Source organism: Pseudoclavibacter sp. 13-3, assembly GCF_021168475.1.
GTDB lineage: Bacteria > Actinomycetota > Actinomycetes > Actinomycetales > Microbacteriaceae > Pseudoclavibacter_A.
On sequence record NZ_JAJOZT010000001.1, the window covers coordinates 523,887 to 542,370 of the forward strand.

Annotated in this window: 22 protein-coding genes; 2 read left to right on the forward strand and 20 right to left on the reverse strand. The window is 66.1% G+C overall.

Translation table 11 applies throughout. From position 1 onward, the window contains the following. Window positions 1-7: 7 nt before the first annotated feature. The 7 genes from LRX77_RS10315 to rpsB form a co-directional block, all read right to left on the reverse strand. Window positions 8-658, reverse strand: a complete 651-nt coding sequence (locus LRX77_RS10315; RefSeq protein WP_269453600.1) for a transglycosylase family protein — start codon at window positions 656-658, stop codon at window positions 8-10. 75 nt (window positions 659-733) lie between these two features. After that, complete coding sequence (locus LRX77_RS02300) at window positions 734-1,276, reverse strand: DivIVA domain-containing protein (protein WP_231831230.1); 543 nt, start codon at window positions 1,274-1,276, stop codon at window positions 734-736. 35 nt (window positions 1,277-1,311) lie between these two features. Then, a complete protein-coding gene (locus LRX77_RS02305; RefSeq protein WP_231831231.1) occupies window positions 1,312-2,214 on the reverse strand; it encodes a phosphatidate cytidylyltransferase in 903 nt (300 codons plus the stop codon). Window positions 2,215-2,238: 24 nt separating this feature from the next. Next, on the reverse strand, window positions 2,239-2,793 hold the full coding sequence (gene frr / locus LRX77_RS02310) for a ribosome recycling factor (protein WP_231831232.1): 555 nt from the start codon (window positions 2,791-2,793) through the stop codon (window positions 2,239-2,241). Between the two features lie 44 nt (window positions 2,794-2,837). Beyond that, the gene (pyrH, locus tag LRX77_RS02315; RefSeq protein ID WP_231831233.1) at window positions 2,838-3,551 is read right to left on the reverse strand and encodes a UMP kinase; all 714 of its coding nucleotides are present in this window, start codon (window positions 3,549-3,551) and stop codon (window positions 2,838-2,840) included. A 198-nt stretch (window positions 3,552-3,749) separates the two neighbouring features. After that, entirely contained in the window at window positions 3,750-4,577 is an 828-nt protein-coding gene (tsf, locus tag LRX77_RS02320; protein WP_231831234.1) for a translation elongation factor Ts, read from the reverse strand. A gap of 44 nt (window positions 4,578-4,621) precedes the next feature. Continuing rightward, a complete protein-coding gene (gene rpsB, locus LRX77_RS02325; protein ID WP_231831235.1) occupies window positions 4,622-5,452 on the reverse strand; it encodes a 30S ribosomal protein S2 in 831 nt (276 codons plus the stop codon). A 329-nt stretch (window positions 5,453-5,781) separates the two neighbouring features. Between rpsB and LRX77_RS02330 the strand changes: the two genes are divergently transcribed. Then, the gene (locus LRX77_RS02330) at window positions 5,782-6,450 is read left to right on the forward strand and encodes a M23 family metallopeptidase (protein ID WP_231831236.1); all 669 of its coding nucleotides are present in this window, start codon (window positions 5,782-5,784) and stop codon (window positions 6,448-6,450) included. A gap of 74 nt (window positions 6,451-6,524) precedes the next feature. On the opposite strand, the gene LRX77_RS02335 is transcribed toward LRX77_RS02330, so the two are convergent. From LRX77_RS02335 to rpsP, 12 genes are all read right to left on the reverse strand, one after another. Then, a complete protein-coding gene (locus LRX77_RS02335; protein WP_231831237.1) occupies window positions 6,525-7,451 on the reverse strand; it encodes a tyrosine recombinase XerC in 927 nt (308 codons plus the stop codon). 20 nt (window positions 7,452-7,471) lie between these two features. Next, a complete protein-coding gene (gene dprA / locus LRX77_RS02340; protein ID WP_231831238.1) occupies window positions 7,472-8,707 on the reverse strand; it encodes a DNA-processing protein DprA in 1,236 nt (411 codons plus the stop codon). Next, the gene (locus LRX77_RS02345; protein WP_231831239.1) at window positions 8,697-10,280 is read right to left on the reverse strand and encodes a YifB family Mg chelatase-like AAA ATPase; all 1,584 of its coding nucleotides are present in this window, start codon (window positions 10,278-10,280) and stop codon (window positions 8,697-8,699) included. Before LRX77_RS02345 ends, dprA begins: the two co-directional genes overlap by 11 nt. Then, complete coding sequence (locus LRX77_RS02350) at window positions 10,277-10,684, reverse strand: YraN family protein (RefSeq protein WP_231831240.1); 408 nt, start codon at window positions 10,682-10,684, stop codon at window positions 10,277-10,279. The genes LRX77_RS02345 and LRX77_RS02350 overlap by 4 nt, the downstream gene beginning before the upstream one ends. Window positions 10,685-10,819: 135 nt before the next feature. Next, on the reverse strand, window positions 10,820-11,146 hold the full coding sequence (locus LRX77_RS02355) for a DUF2469 family protein (RefSeq protein WP_158031023.1): 327 nt from the start codon (window positions 11,144-11,146) through the stop codon (window positions 10,820-10,822). A gap of 13 nt (window positions 11,147-11,159) precedes the next feature. Next, a complete protein-coding gene (locus LRX77_RS02360; protein ID WP_231831241.1) occupies window positions 11,160-11,840 on the reverse strand; it encodes a ribonuclease HII in 681 nt (226 codons plus the stop codon). After that, window positions 11,840-12,595 (reverse strand): signal peptidase I, encoded by a 756-nt coding sequence (lepB, locus tag LRX77_RS02365; RefSeq protein WP_231831242.1) that lies wholly within the window; start codon window positions 12,593-12,595, stop codon window positions 11,840-11,842. The genes LRX77_RS02360 and lepB overlap by 1 nt, the downstream gene beginning before the upstream one ends. A 113-nt stretch (window positions 12,596-12,708) precedes the next feature. After that, window positions 12,709-13,053: a 50S ribosomal protein L19 gene (rplS, locus tag LRX77_RS02370; RefSeq protein WP_158031021.1), complete on the reverse strand. Its 345-nt coding sequence runs from the start codon at window positions 13,051-13,053 to the stop codon at window positions 12,709-12,711. Window positions 13,054-13,282: 229 nt separating this feature from the next. Continuing rightward, window positions 13,283-13,966 carry a tRNA (guanosine(37)-N1)-methyltransferase TrmD gene (gene trmD / locus LRX77_RS02375; protein ID WP_231831501.1) on the reverse strand — a complete coding sequence of 228 codons (684 nt, stop codon included), beginning with the start codon at window positions 13,964-13,966 and terminating at the stop codon, window positions 13,283-13,285. Window positions 13,967-13,986: 20 nt separating this feature from the next. Next, a complete protein-coding gene (gene rimM / locus LRX77_RS02380; RefSeq protein WP_231831243.1) occupies window positions 13,987-14,640 on the reverse strand; it encodes a ribosome maturation factor RimM in 654 nt (217 codons plus the stop codon). Between the two features lie 3 nt (window positions 14,641-14,643). Further along, a complete protein-coding gene (locus LRX77_RS02385) occupies window positions 14,644-14,880 on the reverse strand; it encodes an RNA-binding protein (RefSeq protein ID WP_231831244.1) in 237 nt (78 codons plus the stop codon). Window positions 14,881-14,882: 2 nt separating this feature from the next. Then, window positions 14,883-15,296: a 30S ribosomal protein S16 gene (rpsP, locus tag LRX77_RS02390; RefSeq protein ID WP_231831245.1), complete on the reverse strand. Its 414-nt coding sequence runs from the start codon at window positions 15,294-15,296 to the stop codon at window positions 14,883-14,885. 217 nt (window positions 15,297-15,513) lie between these two features. On the opposite strand from rpsP, the gene LRX77_RS02395 reads away from it, so the two are divergent. Continuing rightward, window positions 15,514-16,650: a glutamate--cysteine ligase gene (locus LRX77_RS02395; protein WP_231831246.1), complete on the forward strand. Its 1,137-nt coding sequence runs from the start codon at window positions 15,514-15,516 to the stop codon at window positions 16,648-16,650. A gap of 85 nt (window positions 16,651-16,735) precedes the next feature. Here the strand turns inward: LRX77_RS02395 and ffh are convergent, their stop codons facing one another. Further along, a complete protein-coding gene (gene ffh / locus LRX77_RS02400) occupies window positions 16,736-18,370 on the reverse strand; it encodes a signal recognition particle protein (protein WP_231831247.1) in 1,635 nt (544 codons plus the stop codon). Window positions 18,371-18,484: the final 114 nt, after the last annotated feature.

The window sequence follows — 18,484 nt, forward strand, 5'->3', positions numbered from 1 at the left end:
GCCGCCATCAGAGCACCCCAATCTTCGAGCTGCAGCCCCACTGCCCCCAACCGGCTCTGGCCTGCAGGCCAGAGGCGATCTCGATCTGCTGCTCGCGCGTCGCGCCGTCAGCGGTCGCTGCGTACTTCGTGCCACCTGCCGCGCGCCACGTGGCCGCCGAGAACTGCAAACCACCGTAATACCCGTTGCCGGTGTTGATGTTCCAACGACCTCCTGACTCGCACTGAGCCATGCGATCCCAGACACTGCCGTCACTCGGCGTTGCGACTGCGGTGGCAGTCTTCGACTGTGCGTCTGACTGCTTCTTGGCCGCCTTGGCGTCTGAGCCGTCGTCAGCGGTGGTGGTCTCGGTCTGCGCAGCCGGTGCTGGCGTGACCACTCGCGTCTCAGCCGCGATGACCGTCTGTGGCGTGTCGACGCTCACGGTCGTGATCTGTGCTGCGGGAACGGCGTCGGTGAACGTCTGTCGCTGCAGGTCACCCGCGATCTGCGGCAGATTCGCCTGCACGGCGCTCTGCTCACCGAAGACGCTGTGCGTGTCGGCCTTCACCGTCTCGGCATTCGCGGAATCGGTCACTGCGCTGTGTGCGCCGGAACTCACCAGGGCGAAAGCCACGGCCCCGGCGATGAGCGTTGAGGAAGTCTTCAGAGAAACCATACATTTCCACCCTAGCGTGTCTGTTCCATGCCGTCCAACGTCAGCAGTCTGCTCACAGCCCTGTCTCAGAGGGGGTCAGAGAATGGCCAGCATGATCTCGACCGTGCGATCGAGCACCGCGTCGACCTGACGTTCGTCATAGCCATTGCCCTGACGGGCGAAGACAGCATCCCTGATATCCGAGATCTCAAGCGGCGTGCCCAGCCGAAAGTACGCCACGATGCGGTCGGCCAGCTGATCGACCTGCTTGCGCGAGTATCCGACGCCGAACCAGCCGACACGGCGAAAACGGCGGCCCTCTGGTCGCAGCAGCCTGTCGACGACGACGCGGGCCTGTTCTCGGGCACGCTCCTGCCAGGCCTCATCGCCCATCTCGGCATGGGCCTGATCCCGTTCGCGCTGTGCGAAGGCGTCTTCGAGCCGATCGAGAGCCGCGTCGACCTGAGCCGGTTCATAGCCTTCTCTGACCACGTCGAACGCCGTACCGCGAACAGTGTCTGAAGTCACGTCATCGGCACCGGAGTCATAGGCCGCTCGTGCCCGTTCGAGCAGATCGTCAACCTGGTCGATGTCATAGCCGCGTTTGCCTTTGGGTACTCGCTCGAAAACTGTCGTCACATCCCCATTCTGCCAAAGTCCGTGCGAAAGTGCGTTCAGGCTGCAAGCGTGGCGAAGAGCAGGAGGAGCAGAAAGGCCATCGGCATCGAGGGAATGATAGCGTCCAGGCGGTCCATGAATCCACCGTGACCGGGAATCCACCGGCTCATGTCTTTGATGCCGAGCCAGCGCTTTACTGATGACTCGGCGAGGTCGCCCGCGGTGGCGGTGACCATCAGCAGCGGCCCGACGATCAGCCCGACCCACCACGGCATGCCTGCGATGAGCCAGACCGAGAGCACACCGGCCACGGCCGTGCTGACCAGCGCGCCGGCCTGTCCTTCCCACGTCTTCTTGGGGCTGATCCGAGGGGCCATGGGATGACGCCCGAAGAGCACGCCGCTCGCGTAGGCGCCGGTGTCGTTGCAGACCACGACGATGAGCGCACAGATCAGCCACTCCACGCCGCCCTCATGAGCGATCAGAAGTGCAACGGTCGACAGGCTCATCGCGATGTAGACGATCAGAACCGTCGACCAGCCCACGGCGGGCCAAGGCGACTGACGGCGGATGCCGTGGGCGATGATCTGCCAGAGAGCGGCCAGAACCAGCGCGCCGAGTCCGGCCCACGGCAGAGCTGCTCCGCCGAAGACGAACGCGATGCCCGGAAGCAGACCGGCCACGATTCCCAGCATCCACGGTGAGGCAGAGATCGACCGGAATCGCAGTGCGTGGGCCGTCTCAGCCACAGCCAGGCCGGTCGCCGCCATGAGCACCAGAACGAAAGCCGCATGACTGAGCAGCAGACTGCCCAGCACCACTGCGCCGATGAGCAGAGCAACGCCGATCGCCAACGGCAGGTTGCGGCCTGCCCTCTGCTCGAGACGCTGGTTCGCCTGCTCGAGCTGCTCGACCAGGGCCTTCGCCTGGGCCTGGTGACGATCTCTGTTGGTGCTCACGGTGGTGTCGGCTGTGCTGCGAGGTCAGACCTCGAGCAGCTCGTCTTCTTTGCGCTCGAGCGACTTGTCGATCTGCTCGACGTGCTGCTTGGTCACGGCCTCAAGGTCTTTCTCGCCACGAGCGATCTCGTCATCGCCGACCTCGCCTTTCAGAGCGTCGAAGTCGTCTTTCGCCTTGCGACGCAGGTTGCGCACGACCACGCGAGCCTCTTCTGCCTTCTGGCGAACCAGTTTCACGTACTCCTTGCGGCGCTCTTCGGTGAGCTCTGGCAGCACGACGCGAATGAGGTCGCCGTCGTTGGTAGGGTTCACACCGAGGTTGGGCTCGTTGCGAATCGCCTTCTCGATCTCGTGCAGAGCCGATTTGTCATACGGCGTGATCAGCAGTGTGCGAGCCTCGGGGTTCTGCAGCGAGGCGAGCTGCTGCAGCGGCGTGGGCGTGCCGTAGTAGTCGACGGGGATGCTGGCGAAGAGCGCTGGGTTCGCGCGGCCGGTGCGCACCTGCGCGAACTCGTCTCGTGCGACCTCGACCGCCTTGGCCATGCGCTGCTTGGTCTCGTCAATGATGTCTTTGATCATGATGATGTCTCCTCTGTGCCGATGGTCGTGTGGTGTGCGGTCGATCAGGCGTCGGCACTGACCAGCGTGCCGATCTCGGTGCCTTGAATGGCCCGCGCGATGTTCTCGTGGTCATCCATGCCGAAGATGCGCATCGGCATGGCGTTGTCCATGCAGAGACTGAACGCGGTGGAGTCGACGACTTTCAGACCGCGCACCAAGGCGTCGGTGTAGGTGATCGCCTCGATCTTCTCAGCGTCGGGATGGGTCTTGGGGTCGGCGGTGTAGACCCCGTCGACGCCGTTCTTGGCGAAGAGCACCTCGTCGCATTTGATCTCGAGCGCTCGCTGTGCTGAGACGGTGTCGGTCGAGAAGTACGGCAGCCCTGCACCGGCGCCGAAGACGACGACGCGGCCCTTCTCGAGGTGACGGATGGCACGCAGCGGAATGTATGACTCGGCGACCTGCGTCATCTGGATCGCAGACTGCACGCGGGTGTCGACGCCGGCCTGCTGCAGGAAGTCTTGGAGCGCCAAGGCGTTCATCACTGTGCCGAGCATGCCCATGTAGTCGGCACGGGCGCGGTCCATGCCGCTGAGCGACAGCTCGGCACCGCGAAAGAAGTTGCCCCCGCCGACGACGATCGCAACCTCGACCGTGCGCGACGCGATTGCGACCTGGTGGGCGATGGAGCTGACCACGTCGGGGTTCACTCCCAGAGCACCTGCCCCGAACGCCTCTCCGGAGAGTTTCAGCAGAACTCGTCGACGTCGTTCCATCACCACATGCGCTCCTTCATACTGAGACGCCGGTCTGAACGGCCGCGTCACTGTGCTCTGCAAGTCTAGGGTTCGGTCTCGGTTGCTGCCGTCGAGGGCAGCTCGGCTGTCGTGCAGCCGGATCCCGCACTGCCGAGACCAGCCAGTGAGGGCATACATGAAAGTGGCCCGGCACTCGGCCGGGCCACCAACGAAGCGTCAGGCTCCGACGCGGAAGCGGACGAACGAGTTCACCGTCAGCCCGGCATCCTTCAACACCTGAGCGATGCTCAGCTTGTGATCACGTGCGTAGTCCTGGTCGGGCAGCACGATCGTCTTGAAGAAGCCGTTGAGGCGACCCTCGACGATGCGGGGCAGGGCCTTCTCAGGCTTGCCCTCGTTGCGCGAGGTCTCTTCGGCGATGCGACGCTCGTTCTCGACGTCTTCTGCCGGGACCTCCTCGCGAGTCATGTACTTCGGATCGGCGAACGAGATGTGCTGCGCAATCGAGTGCGCGGTCTCGCTGTCGTCACCGTCGTACGAGACGATCACGCCGAGCTGCGGAGGCAGGTCGGGGTTGGTGCGGTGCAGGTAGACCGCGAAGTGCTCGCCCTCGAGCTGAGTCAGACGACGCAGCTCGACCTTCTCGCCGATGATGGCGCTGGTGTCGGTGATGAGCTCTTCGACGTTCTTGCCCTCGACCGGAGCGGCGAGCGCAGCCGTGAGGTCAGCCGCGCCGACCTCGGCGATTGCGGTGAGCACCTGCTCGGCGAGCTCGATGAAGCGCTCGTTCTTGGCCACGAAGTCGGTCTCGCAGGCCAGCTCGATCAGGTACGCGCGGCGCCCGTCGACCTTGGCAGCGATGAGCCCGTTGGTCGTGGTGCGACCTTCGCGCTTCGCGACGCCCTTCAGGCCCTTCACGCGCAGCAGCTCAATGGCCTTCTCGACGTCGCCTTCGGCCTCGTCAAGCGCCTTCTTGCAGTCGAGCATGCCCGAGCCGGTGCGCTCGCGCAGGGCTTTGACATCAGCGGCAGTGTAATTCGCCATGTTTCTGTTTCTCTCGCTCTCTCGCGTTGGGTTGTCTCGAAGACTTACTTGTCGGCGGGGGTCTCAGCAGCGGGCTGCTCGGCGACCTCAGCAGCGGCCTCGGCGGGCTTCTGCTCATCCTGCTTCAGCAGCTCGCGCTCCCACTCGGCCAGAGGCTCGGCCTCGCCGGCCTCTTCGTCTTTGCTGTGACGCGCGACCAGGCCGGCAGCAGCAGCGTCGGCGATGATCTTGGTGAGCAGCGAGACCGACCGAATCGCGTCGTCGTTGCCCGGAATCGGGTAGGCGATGTCATCGGGGTCGATGTTGGTGTCGAGGATGGCGACGACCGGGATGCCCAGCTTCTTCGCCTCTTGCACGGCGAGGTGCTCTTTGTTGGCGTCGACGATCCACATGGCCGAAGGGGTCTTGTCGAGGTTGCGGATGCCGCCCAGCGTCTTCTCGAGCTTGTCTTTCTCGCGCTTGAGGATGAGCAGCTCTTTCTTGGTGCGACCCGAGCCGGCCACGTCGTCGAAGTCGATCTCTTCGAGCTCTTTCAGACGCTGCAGGCGCTTGTGCACGGTCGAGAAGTTGGTCAGCAGACCACCGAGCCAGCGGTGGTTGATGTACGGCTGGCCCACGCGCGTCGCCTGCTCGGCGATGGCCTCCTGAGCCTGCTTCTTGGTGCCGACGAAGAGAATCGTGCCGCCGTGGGCGACCGTCTGCTTCACGAAGTCGTAGGCCTTGTCGATGTAGCCCAGCGACTTCTGCAGGTCGATGATGTAGATGCCCGAGCGCTCGGTGAAGATGAAGCGCTTGACTTTCGGGTTCCAGCGGCGGGTCTGGTGCCCGAAGTGCACGCCGCTGTCGAGCAGCTGGCGGATGGTAACGACGGCCATTGCCGTGTCTCCTGTTCTGCGTGTGTTCACACGCCTCTTGCGGTTGAGCGGTCACCGGGTCGGTGGCCCCTGGTGCTCATGACTCACCTCACCACCGAAGTGGACCGTTGAGGCTGTGTCATCTGTGCGAGCACGCGAAGTCAGCAGATTGCTCTACTGCTGTCGACAATCATAGCCCACGAAGCGCGCTCTCCGCGCCCTCTCGACGAACGCGTCTTCGCTGCGAGACGTGCCCTGGCGAGTGCGCACAGGCTCCACGCATCCCTTCCGTTCTGCACAGCGGTCTCTGACGTCTTTCAGCGCGGGGCCTGCGACGTTTGAATCGCTCTATGACGAGAGACGCCAACGCCCGCAACAGCACCGGTCTCGACACACGGCCTTCGCATGGATCAGGCCAGCTCAGCGCATCGGCTCCGCGACGGCAGACACCTGGGCGGCGCCGTCAGGGGTCATGGTCCTGTTCCACCCGCGGCCGCTGGAAGCTGATGGTTCCGTCTCTGCTGATCGCTGCCGGCTTCGCTCTGTGGACGCCGGCGGCCGCCGACCTGCAGTCTGCTACGACCCTGCCTGCGCACACACCCTGCAGCGATCTGCCCTGCTGGTCATGGCCGCTGCCCGCACCGAGAACGGTGGCCGGCCCGTTTCGAGCACCGCCGCATCCGTACGGCCCCGGGCATCGCGGCATCGACATCACCGCAGCCGAAGGCGCAGAGGTGCTCGCCGTCGACGACGGCACCGTGTCGTTCGCCGGTCGTGTGGTCGATCGCCCAGTTGTGACGGTCGCTCACGATCACTCCTGGCGTTCCAGCCACGAACCCGTGGAGCCCGTCGTGGCACAGGGCGATCGGGTCGTGCGAGGCCAGGTGATCGGGCGCATCGCCGCGGGCTCGCACTGCTCCGGCTGCCTGCACCTCGGGGCCCGTCATCTGGACGACTACTTCTCGCCCCTGCTGCTGATCGAGGGCGCCGACCCGTCGGTGCTGCTGCCGCTGCCCTGACTCCTGCGCCGGACAACGTGGCCTGCGCAGCCTCGTTCCGAGCCCTCCGCTCGTCAGCGGTGGGTCTGGCACGATCAGGCTCGTGGATGCGCCTGCAGATACGACGAGGCGAGCTGCTCGACCGAGACGTGCGTGTAGATCTGCGTCGTGCCGATGCTCGAGTGCCCGAGCAGAGTCTGCACGGCGCGCAGGTCGGCTCCCCCGTCGAGCATGTGCGTCGCGGCCGTGTGACGAAACGAGTGCGGGCCGGCATTGCGCGCGCCGACTGCGGTGAGCGCCTGTGTGACGACGCCGTGCACCGTGCGTGCGTTGATCTGACCGCCTCGTGCGCCGAGAAAGAGATGATGAGCTGCATCAGGATGCAATGCACGCGCTGCGAGCGTACCTCGCGCGGCCGCGAGGTACTGGTCGATCGCCGCGAGCGCGATCTCGCCGATCGGCACGACACGCTCTTTGTCGCCCTTGCCGATGACAGTGATCAGTCTGTTGTCGTGATCTATGTCGTCCAGGGTCAGACCGACCAGCTCGGAGACGCGCAGCGCAGAGGCATAGAGCACCTCGAGCATGGCCCAGTCGCGCGCCTTCACCGGGTCGCCGGAGGCTGCGGCCTCGTGTGCGTGCTCGAGCAGCGCCCGCATGGTCTGGCGGCTGTGAACGACCGGCAGGGTGCGGCTGGTCTTGGGCACCTGGAGCCGGGCCGCGGGATCAGTCTCGACGATGCCCTGTTCGAACACCCAGCGTCCGAATGACCGTGCGACGGTGGATCGGCGGGCCAGACTCGTCTCGGCGAGACCTCGCTGCGAGCTGTGCCACAGCCAGTCTCTGAGGTGCTCGAGGCTCAACTGCTGAATGCGTGTGACCTGCGCGTCGGCGAGCTCTGCGGCGAGGTCGTTCAGGTCGATGCCGTAGGCCTTCACCGTGTTTGCCGACAGCCCTCTGACCGCCCGAATGTCGTTCAGGTAGCGGTCGATCGCCTCGGCGACAGAGATCTCAGCAGTCATGCCACCAGAATGTCACGCGGTCAGCCGCGCAGCCACGTGCCGCCGCCGCGATCGTGCGCGAGCTGCAGCAGCTCGAGTTCGTTCAGGCACGCGCGCACCGTCGCCAGTGGCATGCCGCAGAGCCGTGCGATGCCCAGGGCGTCATGCGCCTGTCTCGGATGCAGTGCGTCATGCACGCGCACCAGATCAGCGCGCAGCCCGTCGGTCTGCACCTGCTCCATCTCAAGCTCTGGCTGGGCCGTGAGCAGCGACAGGCAGTCATCGGCGCCGGTCACCAGTTCGGCGAGGCCGTCGCGGATGAGCCGATTCGTTCCCGCGGACATCACCGAGAAGACTGACCCCGGCACAGCGGCGACATGGCGCCCCATCTGCGCTGCATGATGCACCGTGTTGAGCGCCCCTGATCTGCGACCGGCCTCGACCACCACCGTCATCACGCCGAGCGCAGCGATCACCCGGTTGCGCTGCAGAAATCTCCAGCGGGTCGGCGGTGTGCCCGGCGCCTGTTCGGCGACCAGACAGCCGCGGTCGGCGATCTCGCGCAGCAGCTCTTCGTTTCCTGCCGGGTAGAGCCGGTCGATGCCGCCGGCGAGCACCGCCACGGTGTCTCCCTGCAGGCTGAGCGCAGCGCGGTGTGCCTGCCGATCGATGCCGTAGGCACCGCCAGAGACCACGGTGAAGCCGTGCTGCACACACCCCTGCACGAGTTCGGCGCAGACTCCCAGCCCGTAGCTGCTGGCTGATCGGGCACCGACGATCGAGATGGCACGTGCCCGGTTCAGCAGCGCTGGTCGGCCGATCGACCACAGACACATCGGCGCATGCTCGGCGAGGTCTGAGAACCGTGTGGGCCATGACTCGTCGCCCGGCAGCAGCAGCGTTGCGTGCAGACTCCTCGCTGAAGAGATCGAGTCGAGAAATCTGCGGTCGCCGAGCCGAGGGCTCCAACGCTGCAGCGCCTCTCGAAGCTGTGAAGTCTGCTCACCGGGTCGACTCGGATCATGCTGTGACCGGATGCCGCCTATGGCCTGACGCAGCGCGTCGACCATTCCGTGCTGACGCACGAGGCGCCCGGCGACGCCGTCTCCCGGCTCGATCAGATACGACCACCAGACCGCCGCCAGCACAGACTCGATCGACTCCGACCGATCCGGCGCTCGCAGCTCATGCAGATGAGCCGTCACCTCTCTGGTTTCTGCCGACGTCAGCCGGTGAACGTCAGCCAAGATGTCGAGCAGTGATCTGTCACCGATCATGTTCGCCTCCGCCTCGCCACGACATCGCCCTGGCGATGTGTTCGCTGCCCGGCGACTGATCGCCGGCGAGATCGCAGAGCGTCCAGGCGATGCGCAGCAGCCGAAAGTAGCCGCGCAGCGTGATGGTGCCGAGGTCGAGCGCCCGGTCGAGCGTCGCGGTGGCCTGTGACGCGGGCCGCAGCCGGCCCCGAAGCGTCTCACCCGACACCTGACTGTTCAGCTCGTGCCCCAGCGGTCGAAGCCGTTCGGCGCTGGCCGCTCTGGCGCGTTCGACCTCTGCCCTGGCCTGAGCACTGGTCAATGTCTGTGGATCGTCGATCAGAACGCGGTGGCTGCGCACCCGGCCAACGTCGACTCTGAGATCGACGCGGTCGAGCAGCGGGCCGCTCAGCCTGGCCAGATAGCGTCTGCGCTGAGCCGACGTGCAGCTGCACGTGCCCTCTGGCTCACCGGCATACCCGCACGGGCACGGGTTGGCCGCCATCACCAGCTGAAAGTCTGCCGGCAGGCGACCCACGGCTCCTGCTCGGTGCAACGTCAGCGTGCCGGTCTCGAGACACTGCCGCAGTGAGTCGAGCACGTGAGCTCTGAACTCGGGCGCTTCGTCGAGAAAGAGCACGCCATGTGCACTCAGCGACACGAGCCCGGGTCTGAGCGAGCTGCCTCCGCCGATCAGCCCGCCCATGGTGAGACTGTGATGCGGCGCCTCGAACGGCGGCTGAGTCGGCAGTTCGCGCACGCCTGTTCTCGACGTGAGCGAGCGCACCGCGGTCACCTCGAGCTGCTCGCGCTTGCTCAGCGGCGGCAGCAGCGTCGCGAGGCTGTTCGCCAGCATCGATTTTCCGGCTCCCGGGCTGCCGGTGAGCATCAGATGATGTCTGCCGGTCGCTGCGACGATCAAGGCCTCGACGGCGTCGCGCTGCCCCACGATCTCGCTGAGATCGGGGGGCGCATGCAGACGCTCGACGTTCGCGGGGGCCAGCTCGTCGACCTCGTCTGCGGACTCGCCCGGCTCGGGCCGGGCCGTGGCCAGTGCAGGTGGCCGATCCCGCGGATGCGGTGGGGCGCCCAAGAGGCGGATCAGCTCGATCAGGTCATCGACACCGACGACATGGATGCCGTCGACGAATCGTGCCTCGGCCAGATTCTCGCTCGGCACGACCGCTTTCGTCACACCGTCTCGCACCGCGCTGAGCAGTGCCGGCAGCACGCCTGGAATCGGCCGAATTCGACCTTCGAGGGTCAGTTCGCCGAGCACGACGGTGTCGCGTGAAGGCTGCGGTGGCACGATGCCCTGGGCGATCAGGACGGCCACGGCGATCGCCGCGTCGAAACCGGTGCCGTGTTTGGGTGCACCCGCCGGCACCAGGTTGACCGTGAGACGCGTATCCGGATACGGCTGGCCGGTGTTGCCCAACGCGACACGCACACGGTGCTCCGCCTGAGCGACGGCCGTGTCGGCCAGACCGACGATGCGCGTCGCGGGCAGTCCCGCGCTCACATCGGCCTCGATGTCGATGAGACAGCCCTCGATTCCGGTCAACGAGACCGCTTGACAGATGCCGAGCGTCATCGCACACCTCGTCGGTGCTCGACCTGCAGACCGTCTCGATACGCCCGCACACCGATGGCGTCGATGCGCACCAGACCGGGCCAGCCGTTGTTGACTTCGAGCCACTGCCCCGCCAAGGCGCGCAGCTGACGCATCTTGCGGGCGTCGATTGCGTCGAAAGGCGTGCCGTGGCGGTCGCTGGCACGCGTCTTCACCTCGATGAAGACGAGCGTCTCACTGTCGCGAGCGATGATGTCGATCTCTCCGGCACGGCCGGAGCGCCAGTTGCGGTCGATGATCGTGTAGCCCAGATCGGTCAGAAAGTGGGCGGCGAACGCCTCGCCTCGGCGGCCGAGCGGCACACGAGGGTCGGCGGCTGCGTCGGGTTGCTGCCCTGCTTGTTCGAGGTTCTCGCTTGCGTTCATGCCACCAGTGTCGGCACGCGAAGGTCACTCCGGCCAGAACCGTCACATCACTGTGCAGAGCGCACTGCTGCATTCGAGGCTGTGCAGAGCACACTGCCCTCGTGCTGACGCGTGACGCTTCTCAGACGAGTTCTATCACTGTTCGTCGAGTGAAAGCTCACTGGGCAGTTCGAGATCGTGGGCGGCGAGCTCTTCGACGTTCACGTCTTTGTACGTCAGCACGCGCACCTGCTTGGCGAAGCGGTCAGACCGGTAGATGTCCCAGACCCAGACGTCGGTCAGATTCAGCTCGATGTAGAAATCGGGCCCGACCTCGCGTCGCTCGAGCTTGACGTCGTTGGCCAGATAGAAGCGGCGTTCTGTCTCGACCACGTACTTGAACATGTGCACGACATCGCGGTACTCGCGGTAGAGCGAGAGCTCTGCCTCGCGTTCATAGTCGTCGAAATCCTGAGGGTCCATATCGCCTCTCACTCTAGCTGCCCTTCCTGCTCTTGTCGCCCCTGCCGCCAGACTGGTGCAGCCAGGTCAGGCGGTGCAGAGCAGACGGTCCGTGCTCGGCGATCGCGGCGAAATGCGCGGCGCTGCCATAGCCGCGATTCGTCTGCCATGAATACTGTGGGTACTGCTCGGCGTACACCGCCATGCGGTCGTCGCGATCGACCTTGGCGAGCACACTCGCGGCCGCCACCGACGCACAGTCGCGGTCGGCTTTGGCACGGATCACCACACGCACCTGGCAGGTCGCATGCAGCCCGGCGGTCAGCCAGTCTGACGAACCGTCCAGAATGACCACTGCCCGGGCCTCTGGCGGCTGCTCGGCCAGCAGCGCGTCGACGGCGCTTGAAGCGGCCTCGCGCAGACAGTTCACGATGCCGTCGCCGTCGATGCGGGTGTTGTCGACCGAGGCGACCGTCCAACCGGCCACCCACTCGCGAATCGGCTCGACCAGGGCATGGCGACGACGGTCGGTGAGCGCCTTGGAATCGCGGAGTCCCTCAGGCCATGCCCCCGCATCCGCTCGAAGCGCGACCGCGCCCACGGTGACCGGGCCGGCAAGCGCGCCGCGACCGACCTCGTCGCAGCCGATCACGAGTGTCGCGCCGTCGGCGAAGAGCCGCTTCTCGAGTTCGAGAGAGGGATCGACCGACGCCATCACTCAGCAGACGACGACTGATCGGGCACGTCTGCGAAGACCTCGTGATGCGCGTCGACGCCCTGCCAGCGCGACGAGGGCCAGGAGATCACGAAGGCTCTGCCGACGACTTGGTCGACGGCGACCATGCCCTTGCCCGGCTCGTCGATGTGCGCGCTCGAATCGCGCGAGTTGCCGCGGTTGTCACCCATCATCCAGAGCGAATCGGCGGGCACCGTCACATCGAAGGTGCGTGCGCATGAGGCATTGCCGGGGGCCACGTACGCCGACTCGTCGAGCTGAACGCCGTTGACGCTCAGCGGCCCGCCGACGCGCTCGCACACCAGGTGGTCGCCTTCGACGCCGATGATGCGCTTGACCAGGTACTGGTGGCTGTCCGAGTCGCCGAGGCCGACGAAGGTGAGAGCGTCTTGAACGCCTCTGCCCAGGCTCCAGCCCTGGGCCGCAGCCGATGGAGCGGCCAGCCAGCCGCCCGGATCCTGGAAGACCACGACGTCGCCGCGTGAGACGCCGAAGGGTTTGGGCTGCAGTCGGTTGACCAGCACGCGGTCGCCGACCTGCAGCGTCTGCTCCATCGATCCCGAGGGAATCGAGAAGGTGCGCACCAGGAACGTGCGCAGCAGGGTCGAGAGGATGAGCGCGACGACGATGATCACCGCGACGTCGCGCAGCATCAGCAGCCCGCGCGATCTGCCCGACCGCTGGTCGCTCGGAATCTGAGACTCCTCTGAGTCAAGCACCTCTTCGCCGCTCACCGGTTGGCCTCTCTCTCATGCTCTGCGTTCGCCGCGCAAAGTCGGCGTGGTGACGACAACGGCCAGCGGGCGCCGCACTGCGACGCATCCGCTGGCCGTTGAACGCGATTCGATCAGCGCTTCTCGCGAATCTTCGCTGCCTTGCCGCGCAGCGAGCGCAGGTAGTACAGCTTGGCGCGACGAACGTCGCCGCGCGAGACGAGCTCGATCTTGTCGATCACCGGCGAGTGCACCGGGAAGGTGCGCTCGACGCCGACCTGGAACGAGATCTTGCGCACGGTGAAGGTCTCGCGCACACCGGCACCCTGGCGCTTGAGCACGACGCCCTGGAACACCTGGATACGGCTGCGGTTGCCCTCGATGATGTTGACGTGCACCTTGACGGTGTCACCGGCGCGGAAGTCTGGGATGTCGCTCTTCAGCGATGCTGCGTCGACTTTGTCCAGCGTGTTGCTCATGAGTTCTTCGCTCTCTGCACCTGCCGCAGGTCAGGAGCGTGAATGCGTAACGATTCGGATGTGTCGACGATCGCTCCCCTGCGGCAGAGACAAGCCGATGACACAATCTCTCATCTTGCCACATGCCGAGGTGAGCCGCAAACCTCTGGCGACACGGCGACGGATGCACCGCGCACGCCCGCCGCTGCGGTTCGGTCACGAGCATGCGGGCTGCATTCGACTGCGCTCGTCAGGGCAGCAGGTCGGGTCGCATGCTCCGGGTGCGCGAGACGCTCTGCTCGTGCTGCCACTCGGCGACGAGACGGTGGTTGCCGCTGAGCAGCACGGCAGGCACCTCGAGACCGCGCCACTCGGCGGGCTTCGTGTAGCTCGGGTGCTCGAGCAGGCCACGGTTGTGCGACTCTTCGACCAGCGACTCGGGGTTGCCGATCACGCCGGGCAGCAGGCGGGCGACGGCTTCGACGACGACCAGAACGGCGACCTCGCCGCCGTTGAGCACGTAGTCGCCGATGCTGATCTCACCGGTGCGCCAGTGCGCAGCGGCGTAGTCCACGACGCGCTGATCGATGCCCTCGTAGCGGCCGCAGCAGAAGACGATGTGCCGTTCGTGCGAGAGCTCGACCGCACGCTGCTGGGTGAATACCGCACCGGCAGGAGTCGTGAACAGCACCAGTGGGTCGTCGGCGCCGGCGAGCACGTCGTCGAACGCCTCGCCCCAGGGCTCGGGACGCATCACCATGCCCGCGCCCCCGCCGTACGGGGTGTCGTCGACCGTGCGGTGCACGTCGTGAGTGTAGTCGCGCAGGCTGTGCACGCGCAGATCGATGATGCCCCGATCGACCGATCTGCCGACCAGCGACAGCCTCAGCGCGTCGAGGTACTCGGGAAAGATCGTGATGACGTCGATGCGCAGGCGCGCCCGCTCAGCGGCGCTCATGCGTTGTCGGCGCCATCGGCTGTTGACGAAGCCTTCTCTGAGCCGGGCGAGGACTGCCCCTTCACCTCGGCCACGACATCCGCCACCTCTTGGGCAGGCACCTCGTCGGCCTCGTCTTCGCCGTCGGCTGCAGGCTCGAACAGCCCACCGGGCGGGGTGATGGTGACGGTGCGCTCGTCGAGATCGACGCCGGTCACGAAGTGTTTGACGAAAGGCAGCAGCACTTCGTCGTTCTCGGTCTGAATCGCGAGGATGTCCTGGCCGGGCAGGTGATCGACTCGCGAGACCGTGCCGACGGCCTCGCCATTGCGCATCACCACGAGGTCGACGAGCTGGTGATCGTACCAGGCGTCGGTCTCTTCGGGCAGCTTGGTCTCATCCTGATCGATGGTCAGAATGGCCTTGGCGATGGTCTCTGCCGCCGTGCGGTCAGGGATCTCTGCGAAGAAGGCGACCGGACTGGTGTTGTACCAGCGCAGTTCGCGCAGAGAGATGGTGCGGCCGTGCCATGGGGATTTGGCCGGCACCTGCAGGTTGAAAGTGGCGCCCGGAACCAGGCGCCGCTCGGGCTCATCGGTGTACAGCTCTACCTTGAGGCCACCTTTGAGCCCGTGCGGCTTGGTCAGACGGGCGATGCGAAGCTGCAGCATGACCTATGCGTCGGTGTCGACGATGTTGACCCGCACGCGACGGCCGTCGGCCAGGGCGTCGACCACAGTGCGGAGTGCCTGCGCCGTGCGCCCTGAACGACCGATCACGCGGCCCAGGTCATCGGGTGCGACACGCACGTCGATGACGTCGGCCCGAGCGGTGTGCCGCTCATCGACGGTGACGTCGTCAGGGCTGCTGACGATGCCACGCACCAGATGGTCAACGGTCTGCTGCAGCATGCTCACGCCTCGTCAGCGGCGGGCTCGGCTGCGGCCTCTGCCTCGGCGGCGGGAGCGGCCTTCTTCTCGGTCTTGGGCAGCAGCACCGACTTCTTGGCGGTGTCGCGCTCGAACTTCACCTTGGCCTCAGGGGCCTTGACGGTGCTCTTGGCGTCTTTCTCGCCCTTGAACTTCGCCCAGTCACCGGTCAGGGTGAGCAGCTTGAACAGCTGGTCAGAGGGCTGAGCGCCCACCGACAGCCAGTACTGCGCGCGATCTGAGTCGATCTCGATCAGCGAGGGGTGCATGGTCGGCACGTAGCGGCCGATCTCCTCGATGACGCGACCATCGCGCTTGGCTCGTGAATCGGTGACCACGACGCGAAACTCGGGTGCGTGGACCTTGCCGAAGCGCTTCAGACGGATTTTGACAGACACAATGCTCCTGTAATTCAGATTCGATTCGAACCCAGTCGTGGGTGTGGGGCCTCACGACGGAAAGCTCTGGATGATCGCGGGCATGCAGATGAGAGGGTCTGCGCGCCCACGGGTTACCGACTGTCTATTGTGCCACACTCCGCACCGTTTGTGTGCCACATGACGCTGTGACGCGCCATGACGCCACGTGCGCAGCGCAGACCACTACGCTTTACCCATGCGCATCGACTTCGCTCAGTCCCGCCCATCGACGCTCGGCGTCGAATGGGAGGTGGTGCTGATTGACCGCAGCACACGGGAGCCCGCCTCACGTGCTGCCGAGATCCACGACGCCCTGCAGGGCACGCCGGTCGCCGCTCGCCTCGATCACGAGCTGCTCGAGAACACCGTCGAGATCGTCACCGGCGTGCACGGCACCGTGTCGTCTGCCCTCGGCGAGATCGAACAGGTGAGCACTGCGCTCGCTGCGACGGCCGACGAGCTGGGCCTCGGCATCCTCTGCGCCGGCGTGCACCCGTTCGCCAAGGCGACGCAGCAGCCGTACACGCGCAACGAGCGGTATCAGAAGCTGATCGACCGCACCCAGTGGTGGGGTCGCATGATGGCCATCTACGGCGTGCACGTGCACGTCGGCGTCGACGACCGCCGCAAGGCCGTGCCTCTGGTCAACGGGCTGCTCGGCTATCTGCCGCACCTGCAGGCCCTCAGCGCGTCGAGCCCCTGGTGGGAGGGCGTGAACACGGGCTACGCGTCGAATCGGGCGATGATGTTCCGTCAGCTGCCGACGGCCGGGCTGCCGCCGCACGTCGAGACGTGGCAGGACTTCGAGACCTTCGTGGCCGGCGCGCTGCAGACCGGGGTGATCGACCAGCTCAACGAGATTCGCTGGGATGTTCGCCCTGCGCCGAAGTTCGGCACGGTCGAGAACCGCGTGTGCGACGGCCCGCCGACCCTGCTCGAGGTCGGGGCGCTCACCGCGTTCATCCAGTGCGCGGTCGACGAGCTCAGCGAGCAGATCGAGACGGGTCGTGCGCCCGAGCGCATTCCCGACTGGGCGATCGCCGAGAACAAGTGGCGCGCAGCGCGCTACGGGCTGCCCACGGTGTTCATCGCCGACCAGAATCTCACGGAGCGCAGCATCATCGACGACACGCTCGAGCTGCTCGACCGCTGGCAGCCCCGTGCCCAGAGACTGGGCTGCGCCGAGCAGCTCGCCGACGTCGAGACCATCATTCGCGGCGGTGCCAGCTACCAGCGTCAGCTGCGCGTCGCTTCACAGCACGGCGGCGATCTGCATGCCGTCGTCGATGCGCTGATGGCCGAGTTCGAGGCGGGGCGACCGCTCGACCGCTGAGCTGCGAGCAGCGAGGGTCAGAGCGTACTCCCGCCGCTCGGGCAGCTCGCGCAGAGCCGCTGCGCGGTGGTGACCGCGCGTGCGATCAGCGTTTGAACAGGCCGCCGAGGCCGGGCACCTCGTTCGGGTCGATGCGCGGCGGAGCCCCTGCAGCCTCTCCCGTGCCCTCGCCACCGGCCGGCCCGCCGGCCGCGCCGAAAGCCGATCCCGCAGCGCCGGCCCCGAATGCGGATGCCGCCTGCGAGAGCGAGCGCTCGGTCGCCTTGGTCTGCTGGTCGCGAAGCTCGGCCTCCTGCTGGGCCCGCTTCGCCGGGTTGCCGCTCTTGGCCTTGCCCTTCTTGCCCTTGCCCTTGACGTTCTTGCGCTTCTGCCCGCCGTGCCCCATGGCTCCCATGCCCGGAAGATTCGGTACGCCGCCGCGGGCAACCGACTTCATCATCTTGGCCGCCTGCTCGAAGCGCTGCACGAGGCTGTTCACCTCGCTGACGGTGGTGCCCGAACCGTTGGCGATGCGCAGCCGGCGTGAACCGTTGAGCAGCTTGGGGTTCTGTCGCTCGGCCTTGGTCATCGACTGGATGATCGCCTCGGTGCGGGTCAGCTGCGACTCGTCGAACTGCTCGAGCTGCTGACGCATGCCAGCCGCTCCCGGCATCATGCCGAGCAGCTTCTTCATCGAGCCCATCTTCTTGATCTGCTGCATCTGCTGCAGAAAGTCGTCGAGGGTGAAGGCGTCCTTCGCGATCTTCTCGGCGACTCTGCGCGCCTCCTCCTCGTCGAAGGTGCGCTGCGCCTCTTCGATCAGGGTGAGCACGTCGCCCATGTCGAGGATGCGTTTGGCCTGGCGGTCGGGGTGGAAGATCTCGAGATCGTCGAGACGCTCGCCGGTCGAGGCGAAGAGGATCGGCTTGCCCGTGACGCTCACCACTGAGAGCGCGGCGCCGCCGCGGGTGTCGCCGTCGAGCTTCGAGAGCACGACACCGGTGAAGTCGACGCCCTCGTTGAAGGCCTGCGCCGTGGCGACGGCATCCTGACCGATCATCGCATCGATCACGAAGAGCACCTCGTCGGGGTTGATCGCCCGACGGATGTCACTCGCCTGCTTCATCATCTCTGCGTCGACGCCGGTTCGACCGGCGGTGTCGACGATGACCACGTCGTACTGCTTGTCGCGAGCGTACGAGATCGAGTGCTTGGCCACCTCGACCGGGTTGCCGATGCCGTTGCCGGGCTCAGGCGCGTAGACCGGCACTCCGGCCTGCTCGCCGACCACCTGCAGCTGGCCGACGGCGTTGGGGCGCTGCAGGTCGGCGGCGACGAGAATCGGTGTGTGGCCGTCTTTGGCCAGGAACTTCGCCAGCTTGCCGGCGAAGGTGGTCTTGCCGGCACCCTGCAGGCCGGCCAGCATGATGACCGTGGGCGGCTGCTTCGCGAGCTGCAGTCGGCGGGTCTGCCCGCCGAGGATGTTGGTGAGCTCTTCGTCGACGATCTTCACGACCTGCTGCGCCGGGTTCAGCGCCTGGTTGACCTCGTCTGAGAGCGCGCGTTCGCGCACGGTGGAGGTGAAGCCCTTGACCACACTCAGCGCGACGTCGGCGTCGAGCAGGGCGCGGCGGATCTCGCGCACGGTGGCGTCGACGTCGGCAGGAGACAGCTTGCCCTTGGTGCGCAGGTGCGCGAAGGTCTGGACCAGCCGTTCAGAGAGATTCGAGAAAGTAGCCATATCGGGTCGATTCTAGCCGACGCGGGCGCGTTGTGCGGAGTCGTCTCTCAACGCTCGAACGTTCGACCCCGGATACGCAGATTCGACGCGCAGACGCGAGACCGCCGTCTCAGA

Bases quoted from the DNA above. Each gene is read 5' to 3' on its own strand.
- LRX77_RS10315 (WP_269453600.1), bottom strand. From the start codon at position 658: ATGGTTTCTCTGAAGACTTCCTCAACGCTCATCGCCGGGGCCGTGGCT.
- frr (WP_231831232.1), bottom strand. From the start codon at position 2,793: ATGATCAAAGACATCATTGACGAGACCAAGCAGCGCATGGCCAAGGCG.
- pyrH (WP_231831233.1), bottom strand. From the start codon at position 3,551: ATGGAACGACGTCGACGAGTTCTGCTGAAACTCTCCGGAGAGGCGTTC.
- tsf (WP_231831234.1), bottom strand. From the start codon at position 4,577: ATGGCGAATTACACTGCCGCTGATGTCAAAGCCCTGCGCGAGCGCACC.
- rpsB (WP_231831235.1), bottom strand. From the start codon at position 5,452: ATGGCCGTCGTTACCATCCGCCAGCTGCTCGACAGCGGCGTGCACTTC.
- LRX77_RS02330 (WP_231831236.1), top strand. From the start codon at position 5,782: ATGACGAGAGACGCCAACGCCCGCAACAGCACCGGTCTCGACACACGG.
- LRX77_RS02335 (WP_231831237.1), bottom strand. From the start codon at position 7,451: ATGACTGCTGAGATCTCTGTCGCCGAGGCGATCGACCGCTACCTGAAC.
- dprA (WP_231831238.1), bottom strand. From the start codon at position 8,707: ATGATCGGTGACAGATCACTGCTCGACATCTTGGCTGACGTTCACCGG.
- LRX77_RS02345 (WP_231831239.1), bottom strand. From the start codon at position 10,280: ATGACGCTCGGCATCTGTCAAGCGGTCTCGTTGACCGGAATCGAGGGC.
- LRX77_RS02350 (WP_231831240.1), bottom strand. From the start codon at position 10,684: ATGAACGCAAGCGAGAACCTCGAACAAGCAGGGCAGCAACCCGACGCA.
- LRX77_RS02355 (WP_158031023.1), bottom strand. From the start codon at position 11,146: ATGGACCCTCAGGATTTCGACGACTATGAACGCGAGGCAGAGCTCTCG.
- LRX77_RS02360 (WP_231831241.1), bottom strand. From the start codon at position 11,840: ATGGCGTCGGTCGATCCCTCTCTCGAACTCGAGAAGCGGCTCTTCGCC.
- rplS (WP_158031021.1), bottom strand. From the start codon at position 13,053: ATGAGCAACACGCTGGACAAAGTCGACGCAGCATCGCTGAAGAGCGAC.
- rimM (WP_231831243.1), bottom strand. From the start codon at position 14,640: ATGCTGCAGCTTCGCATCGCCCGTCTGACCAAGCCGCACGGGCTCAAA.
- LRX77_RS02385 (WP_231831244.1), bottom strand. From the start codon at position 14,880: ATGCTGCAGCAGACCGTTGACCATCTGGTGCGTGGCATCGTCAGCAGC.
- LRX77_RS02395 (WP_231831246.1), top strand. From the start codon at position 15,514: ATGCGCATCGACTTCGCTCAGTCCCGCCCATCGACGCTCGGCGTCGAA.
- ffh (WP_231831247.1), bottom strand. From the start codon at position 18,370: ATGGCTACTTTCTCGAATCTCTCTGAACGGCTGGTCCAGACCTTCGCG.